The sequence below is a fragment of the Deltaproteobacteria bacterium genome, assembly GCA_019310525.1.
GTDB lineage: Bacteria > Desulfobacterota > DSM-4660 > Desulfatiglandales > HGW-15 > JAFDEE01.
Map to the genome: position 1 here is coordinate 1 of JAFDEE010000137.1, position 8,005 is coordinate 8,005.

At 53.6% G+C, this 8,005-nt stretch carries 5 protein-coding genes and 1 pseudogene; 2 read left to right on the plus strand and 4 right to left on the minus strand.

Annotation, left to right across the window (positions count from 1 at the left end; all coding sequences use genetic code 11):
* The 3 genes from JRF57_16070 to JRF57_16080 form a co-directional block, all read right to left on the minus strand.
* A partial coding sequence (locus JRF57_16070) for a hypothetical protein (GenBank protein MBW2305214.1) occupies positions 1–532 on the minus strand: 532 nt, incomplete at its 3' end.
* A 340-nt stretch (positions 533–872) separates the two neighbouring features.
* Positions 873–1,124, minus strand: coding sequence for a zinc ribbon domain-containing protein (locus JRF57_16075; protein ID MBW2305215.1), 252 nt, complete (start codon positions 1,122–1,124; stop codon positions 873–875).
* A complete protein-coding gene (locus tag JRF57_16080; GenBank protein ID MBW2305216.1) occupies positions 1,124–1,735 on the minus strand; it encodes a TetR/AcrR family transcriptional regulator in 612 nt (203 codons plus the stop codon). The genes JRF57_16075 and JRF57_16080 overlap by 1 nt, the downstream gene beginning before the upstream one ends.
* Before the next feature lie 171 nt (positions 1,736–1,906).
* Between JRF57_16080 and JRF57_16085 the strand changes: the two are divergent.
* A pseudogene (locus JRF57_16085) lies at positions 1,907–3,058 on the plus strand (hypothetical protein).
* Positions 3,059–3,613: 555 nt separating this feature from the next.
* Here the strand turns inward: JRF57_16085 and JRF57_16090 are convergent.
* A complete protein-coding gene (locus JRF57_16090; protein ID MBW2305217.1) occupies positions 3,614–4,399 on the minus strand; it encodes a 4Fe-4S binding protein in 786 nt (261 codons plus the stop codon).
* Between the two features lie 827 nt (positions 4,400–5,226).
* On the opposite strand from JRF57_16090, the gene JRF57_16095 reads away from it, so the two are divergent.
* Positions 5,227–7,182 (plus strand): copper-translocating P-type ATPase, encoded by a 1,956-nt coding sequence (locus JRF57_16095; GenBank protein ID MBW2305218.1) that lies wholly within the window; start codon positions 5,227–5,229, stop codon positions 7,180–7,182.
* Positions 7,183–8,005: the final 823 nt, after the last annotated feature.

The window sequence follows — 8,005 nt, forward strand, 5'->3', positions numbered from 1 at the left end:
ATTTGGAGCGACTTTTCATAAAGCGCAAAGCGATTAGATTGGCAAAAGAAGCGATCAGCAACCCGTTTCCCCCGATGTTGACACCATAAGCAATAATCCTGAGATTGGAGGAATAGTTGACCAGTAAGATGGCTGAAGGGACATTGCTGATTATTTGCGACATAAAGGCGCCTGAAAGGAGAAGTGTCCGGGTGTTGTCAAAATTCAACATGGCAAACAAGCGCTGCGTCGCTTTTAGCCGGCAGATCAGATTTAAGTCGATGAAAATGACAATGAAAAGAAGAATAAGCCCCCAATCTGTTTTTAAAATGACTTTTCGGCCGGCAAACAACATAGAAACAAAAATTACCGCCAAAAAGTATTTTTCATACTGCAGTTCAATGGAAAGGATGAAGGCAATCAGCAAAACTGCAGACAGACAAAACAGCTTGCGATCCACAACCGGATACCGGCAATCGGTGGATTTGATTTTTGTTGAAGTGAAGGAAAGAAGTATAGTTATGAATAGCCAGGCCGACATTACAGAAACCAACGGGGCCATTTCCCTGATAAAGATCGGGAACGAAACACCCCGCTGGTGCCAAAGAAAAATGTTCTGGGGATTGCCGTTAGTTGTGAACTAAACCCCCTGCCCATGGCGGTGGATCCGGAAAGGTTCCACCGTTCCGGCGAGAGATAAAATAGGTCCTTTCTCCGGGAAAGTCCTTTTGGTCGGAACAGGAGGAAGAACCGATGCACGATCAGTGCAGTTTAACGCATGTTCACTGGTGGGCCACCCCCCGGAGGGGGGTAGACCCACAGGGCCGGAGGAACAGGATCTTATAGCAGGAGTAACCGCCCGGCCCTGGAGCCTTTTGGGAAGACAGGCAACCCTAACCGCCGAAGCGGTCCTTCCAGGCCGGGAGCTTCGCCATCATATTCCTGGCCGCATCCTGTGCCACGGACTCGTCCAGGCCCTGTGTTCTGACCATGAACTGGGTCATGCCGGCAAGCGCTTCCTCGTAGGATTTCATCGTTCCGTCGGGCCGTGCACAGTGGACGCAATAATCCTTGCTCTCGTCGCCCATCGGGAAATCCTCGGGTTTCTCCATGGGCATGCCGCATGCGATACACCTCTTACTCATCATCTTTCTCCTTTCTCGGTCGACAGCAATTTCATGAAATGGTCCAGCAATTCACTCCCGTAACGGGCAATGACCGATCCGCCGGGAGCGAAGAGATCACGATTCTGCAGATATTGGTGGACAAGGCCGATCCAGGTGTTGAACAACAGGTGCATGGGTACCTGCTTGATTTTGCCGGCCGCCATCTCTTTCTGAGCCGCCTCAAAGAGGTGGAAAGAGATGGCGGACTGAATACCAAGCAGCGTATCGCGGGCCTGCCTGGGAAGCAGGTGCCTTTCTGCAACCAGCCGGCCATAGAAGGCCTCGTATTGCGCCAGCCCTTCCAGGTGAGCTTCAAGGACGTCTCTCACTCCTTTGCCCCGGTATGCCAGTTCATGCATTTTCCGGGTCACCTTCTCACCGAATTCCTCGATGACTTTGACCAACAGCTCTTCCCGGCTCGGGAAGTGTACGAATATCGTACCGTGGGCGACTCCTGCCTTTCGGGCGATGTCAAGGGTGCGTGTGGCGGTAAGGCCCTTTTCCGAAAACTGCCGAAAGGCCACCCGTAGAAGCCTTTGTCGTGTTTGTTGTTTTTGGGTCTTGCGTGATACGGCCGGGGCTGCAAGCATTTGAGTTCCAACTCATTGAGTTTTTAATCAGTATAATTGAAGGAAAGATATCTGTCAATCATTTTTTGAATGATTTTATGTGCTTAATACGGTATACACAGGAGCAGGGAACCCTTTGTATTCTTCGATGCAGGCCGGAAAATCGGTCTCAAAAAAGAGGAGTTGCAATACATGTCTTCCGACACGAGACACAAATGGACTTTTCGCGCACGTTTCAGGCGTCATGCCTTTGGGTGGCGTTCACAACCGGCCGTCAAGCGAATCAAGGAGGCTGTTTCGGAAATAAAGAAGGCGGCACGGAAGGATCCGGTCCTGGGCGCCGAAGGTGCCGTGTTGTTCCTGGAGAAGGTTTCACCGGCCCTGGAGCATGTGGACAGCTCCTCGGGTGCCGTGGGCACGGCGGTCAATAACGCCATCGAGGCGCTGGTGCCGATCATCGCCAAGGCCCCGGCCGACGACAATCTGCGGGAGAGGTGGCTTGAACGGCTCTGGCAGGCGGTTGAAGATGATGAGATCCCTTACATCGAGCTGCTTCCCGAGCATTGGGGATCCCTTTGTGTCACCCCCGAGCGGGCCTCCCGCTGGGCCGACGGGTTCATTGATGGAGTGCGTATGATATTGACGGATTCTGAACCTGGAGGCTACTACAAAGGGACGGCGGCTTGCCTGAGCGCCCTGTTCCAGGCGGGACGGTATGAGGAGATCCTGGACCTGCTCAAGCTTGCGCCCTATAAGTTCTGGGAATATCGAAAATGGGGCGTGAAAGCGCTGGCGGCCATGGGCAGGAAGGCCGAAGCCCTTCGATTTGCCGAGAATTCCCGAGGGCTTAATGAACCGGATTCCATCATCAGCCAGGCCTGTGAAGAATTACTCCTTTCGAGCGGCATGGCTGAAGAGGCGTACAGGCGCTATGCCATTGAAGCCAACCGGAAGACGACCCACCTGGCCACGTTCCGAGCCATCTGCAGAAAGTATCCGGACAAGAAACCAGCGGAAATCTTGATGGATCTCGTCGCAAGTACTCCTGGAAACGAAGGCAAGTGGTTTGCCGCGGCCAAGTCGGCCGGACTGTATGAGGAGGCCGTCGAACTGGCCAATCGCACTCCCTGTGATCCCCGGACCCTCATCCGGGCGGCACGGGACATGGCCGAGACCGAGCCGCGGTTTGCTGTAGAGGCCGGTATCGCCGCGCTGCGGTGGCTTGTTGAGGGCTACGGTTATGAAATCACCGGCCTGGATATCTGGTCAGCCTATGATTACACAATGACGGCCGCCGAGAATGCCGGATGTAAACCTGAAACCATTGAACGCATCCGCAGGCTGATTGAGAAAGAGAGCTTTGGCGGACGCTTCGTCACCAAAGTCCTGGGCCGTGAGCTTGGTTTGGATTTGAAGGCACGGACTTCTGGTCGCCGTGAAAAGGACCTTGACTGATGCCAGGCACAGGGCTCGGGAGAAGTTACGAGACTTCTGAAAAACGTTCAATTTTATTCAAGATCAAGGAAGACGAAAATTTTAACCACCCCGTGAGGGATGCCAAGCGGCAGAGGCACCATACATTAAAGTATTTCGAGGATTAAACTACTATCGGCTGAAGCCGTAAGCTTAGGGGCCAAGGGGTCGAGGGTTCAAGGGGTCAAGTGAAAAACATCTTTCTTTGAATCCCGGTTTCTCACTTGAATCCTTGAACCCTACTAAAAAAACGATCCAACTAAAATTTTCGCCTGGAAAGTCCAAGGTTCTCCCATTTACAGACTGGGACATTATTAAAATCTAAGCCTGACGCAGCCTGGTCACGCCGTAGCCATAGCGAAGGCGGAAGATTGGGTAAAAGGGGGCATTTTTCAAAGGTCTCACCCTGCAAGGTGGTCGGAGACCTCACCCTTTCTCCAGAAAATGAAGTCCGGTTCTCTGAAGGATCACCCCGAAACGTTCCCCTTCCCTGCAGTGTTCCAGGTAATGGTCCAGACATCGCTTAAGGATTTCCGGGATATATTCGAACCCGTGGATCCCTGGAATTTCCTCCCCCAGCCTTGGATGCCGCCCGAGTTTGCCCCCGAGAAGTACCCGAAAACCTTTAGTCGCTTCCTCAAGGGTTCCGGTGGGACAGGCGGTTATACAGGCACCGCAATATAGGCATCGGTCATCCGAAAGTCGAGGACCACCGTCTCCCAAGGATATAGCGGATTCCCTGCATACCTCCACACACGACCCGCATTCGGTGCAGGGTGCAGTTCCCACCCGTGGTTTCACGGCTCCGATAAGGCCGATGTCCACGATCTGCGGCCGGGAGCAGGCATTGGGACAATCGGAAATGGAAATGCGGAACTCATGGTGGAATTTCAGGGCCCCGGCCACCCTCGTTTCCAGGAATTCCCTTATGTTTCTCGAGGCCAGCAGCCGTTCCATATCCGCTGCCATGCCGTTCGAGTTCACCGCCCGGTTCGGGCAGCCCCCAGGCCCAAAGCAGGTCTCCACCTGATACCCCTTGACCTCTTCTTCCATGCGCCGGAGGAACCGCTTCTTGCACGAATTCACATGCTCCAGGGTCACCAGATCATCTCCGAGCCGCAAGGCCTCTTCTTCCACCTTTGACTTCACCCTTTTTCGGACAAAGAAAGGAACCCGTTTTAGTGCCTCTTTTGCTTCTTTGCTCCACTCCAAGTTCTTATGCCTTTCTGTATTGCTGTTACCTGAAGGTAATGGGAGAAATCCCCCAGTCTGCACCAGGTATTTACACCTTCAGGGCGGAGATTTCGATTTTAACCTTCCTCCCGTTTATCAACCATTCATAAACGGCAAATTTCGCCTCCCTTCCCGGCCGGGAGGCTTGACCTCGAGATTTATTCATCAGCATGATCCGGGTCCGAAATAAAGTGGAATATGGTGGAAAATCGGAGAGATAGACGTTGTATCCCACCCTTTTTGTAGACTGACCCGAGGGGAGGTGATAGCATTTAATGAAAAGTGCAAGCTCCAAGCGTCTTGAAAGGTTGGCCTTCCCGGATTTCATTTTGAGCCTTGTTGAACGTGAAAAGGAACCAAATTCAGGGTTCCAGGCACGTGTGATCCTGCGTTTGCCCACGAGGTCCTGCCGTCGGAAGACAAGATCGGGAAAACCATGTTTCCCCGCAATATGTAATTATCCAGGATATCGAAGATAGTAAAGTAGAAATTCCACACTCAATCTCATCTCGTCGTATCAATTCAAGCGGCAGAAAGCCCCCCGCGCTTCGGGAGTAGTTGAAGCGCCCGAGGCGGGATTAAAGGCCGTGATAACTTACCTGGAATAGAGGAGGAAAGTCGTGGCAAACGAAACCCATCACCACCATACCCATCATCAGCATGAAGGCGGTGTTTCCGAAAACAGGGTGCAGGCCCAGGGGAATTCTCACGAACACGTTCATGGGGCCGAAACCCCGACGGCACCCGGGCATACGGGCCGTATGGACCACGGTGGAGCCCAGGGACACGGCTCTCACCATGAACACATGGTCCGGGACTTCCGCAAGCGTTTCTATGTATCCATTTTGTTGACCATTCCCGTCCTGGCCCTCTCACCGGCCATTCAGTCCTTTCTCGGGCTGGGCCGAGTTTTAGTCTTTCCCGGGTCCGGTTACCTTCTCCTTGCTTTTGCCATGGCCATATACGTTTATGGCGGTTGGCCGTTCCTCACGGGTATGGTCGGCGAAATAAGGAAGAAGCAGCCCGGCATGATGACGCTCATAGCACTGGCCATCACGGTCGCATTCGTCTACAGCGGGGTAGTGGTTATCGGCCTGAGCGGAAAAATATTCTTTTGGGAACTCGCCACCCTTATCGACATCATGCTCCTCGGACATTGGATAGAGATGAGATCGGTGATGGGGGCTTCGAGGGCACTTGAAGAGCTCGTGCGGTTGATGCCTTCGAGCGCCCACAAGCTGGGGGAAGGCGGTAATATGGAGGAAGTTCCGGTAGATTCCCTGAAGAAAGGGGATCTCGTGATAGTGAAGCCGGGTGAGAAGTTCCCAACCGACGGGATCGTCACCGCCGGCCGCACCAGTGCCAATGAATCCCTTCTCACCGGCGAGTCGCGCCCGGTGAACAAAGGGGAGGGCGACCAGGTGATCGGCGGAGCGATCAACGGAGAAGGTTCCGTGACCGTCAGGGTGGAGAAGGTTGGAGATGAAACTTTCCTCTCCCAGGTCGTCTCAATGGTCAGAAAGGCCCAGGAATCCAAGTCCCGTACGCAGGACTTGGCCAACCGGGTGGCGATGTGGCTTACACTTGTGGCGATCGTCTCGGGAACCGTTACCCTGGCCGTCTGGCTGACCCTGCGCGGCGACTTCGCCTTCGCTGTTGAACGTATGGTGACCGTTATGGTCATCACATGTCCCCATGCCCTGGGGCTCGCGGTACCGCTTGTGGTGGCGGTATCGACGGCCATTGCCGCGAAAAGGGGGCTCCTGATCCGGAACCGCACGGCATTCGAGCAGGCGCGGCTCATCGACGTGGTCGTCTTCGACAAGACAGGAACGCTTACGGAAGGGCGGTTTGGAGTCCGTGCCGTTATTCCTTTCAGCGAATTCAAGGAAGACGAGATTCTTCGACTCGCCGCAGGTGTGGAAAGCCTTTCAGAGCACCCCATCGCAGCCGGAATAGTCCGTGCAGCCGAGGAACGTTCCCTCATGCTGACACGTGCAACGGATTTCAGGGCTTCCAAAGGGAAGGGCGTCAGTGGAACAGTGAACGGTAGGCTTGTGGAGGTTGTGAGCCCGGGTCGTCTCGTGGAACTGGACATCGAGTATGATCCAGAGGCGCTTCGGGAGCATTATTCGCAGGGAAGGACGGTGGTTTTCGTCCTGGTCGACGGACACCTTTCGGGGGCGGTGGCCCTGGGAGATACCATCAGGCCCGAAGCCGAGCATGCCGTTACAATGCTTCATTCAATGGGGATCAAGTGCATGATGCTTACCGGTGACAAATGGGAGGTTGCCGAGGCTGTTTCCAGGACGCTCGGACTCGACGATTTCTTCGCCGAGGTTTTGCCTGACCAGAAGGTGGAAAAGATCCGGGAATTGCAAACAGGGGGCCTGAAGGTGGCCATGACCGGGGACGGCGTCAACGACGCTCCTGCCCTTGCTACGGCGGATGTCGGTGTCGCTATAGGAGCCGGAACCGACGTGGCCGTTGAGACCGCTGATGTAGTGTTGGTCCGGAGCAACCCCGCAGACGCGGCATCCATATTTGTGCTTGCCCGGGCGACTTATAGGAAGATGGTTCAAAACCTGTTGTGGGCAACAGGGTATAATACCATCGCCATTCCCCTTGCCGCCGGAGTTCTTGCCGCCCAGGGCGTTATTTTGAGTCCTGCCGCGGGGGCGGCCCTGATGACACTCAGCACCATAGTGGTGGCCATAAACGCCAGGAGCCTCTCTATAAAGGAACATCCAGTGACGATTTGACCGGATCCGGCCCTTTCAAAACCGTGCCTGAATACTCTAAGGGCCACATCAAACGACGGCTTTTTCCACAGGTTGATTCGGTCTGTAGTGGTCAAGTAAAAACGAACAGTGCATTAAGCCGTTTCTTACTGAAGGCCCGAGTAAAGAAATGTCAGCCGTCGTCGTGCAGGTGGTTGCACAAACCCTATGCATAAACGCCCAGGCATACCCGGCGAGTACCCGCTTCTTTCCCAGGCCCTGGAGAGGTTCAGCTGTTCCCTCCTTGTAAATGGCAACGGAAAAATGATCCCCTTGCACAAATTTTCTCATTTATGGATGGACACTATTCTAGACAGCAATGATCGTTTACCTGTGACCGTCAAACATACTTGACACTTTATGTCATAGACCGTTAAATATACTTAACGAATTGATGTAACCTAAATCAACAGCTATACCCCAGGTCCAGACATGATTGATCTCAGCGATTTTTTTTCCATCCAGACAAACCTCATCCGGCGTGTGCCAAAGGGAACAATACGGTTTCTCTATGAAAAGATAAATTGGCGAAGTCGTCTATTTGGAGTTATTGGCGGTAGAGGTACGGGGAAGAGCACTTTGCTCCTTCAGTATCTGGCAATGAACAGAGAACCGGAGCCACAAGGGTGTCTTTACTTGTCAGCGGATAATGTAAAGGTTGAAGGGCTGGGACTTTACGAGATCGTATCAGATTATTGTCCCATTCGGGGAATGGGAGAAAAACCCTCGCCTTTAGGCGAAGACTTCAGTAAGCTTGCGGTATGGAGAATTATCGTCGATCGAGCCATACCGTCTATGATCTAAA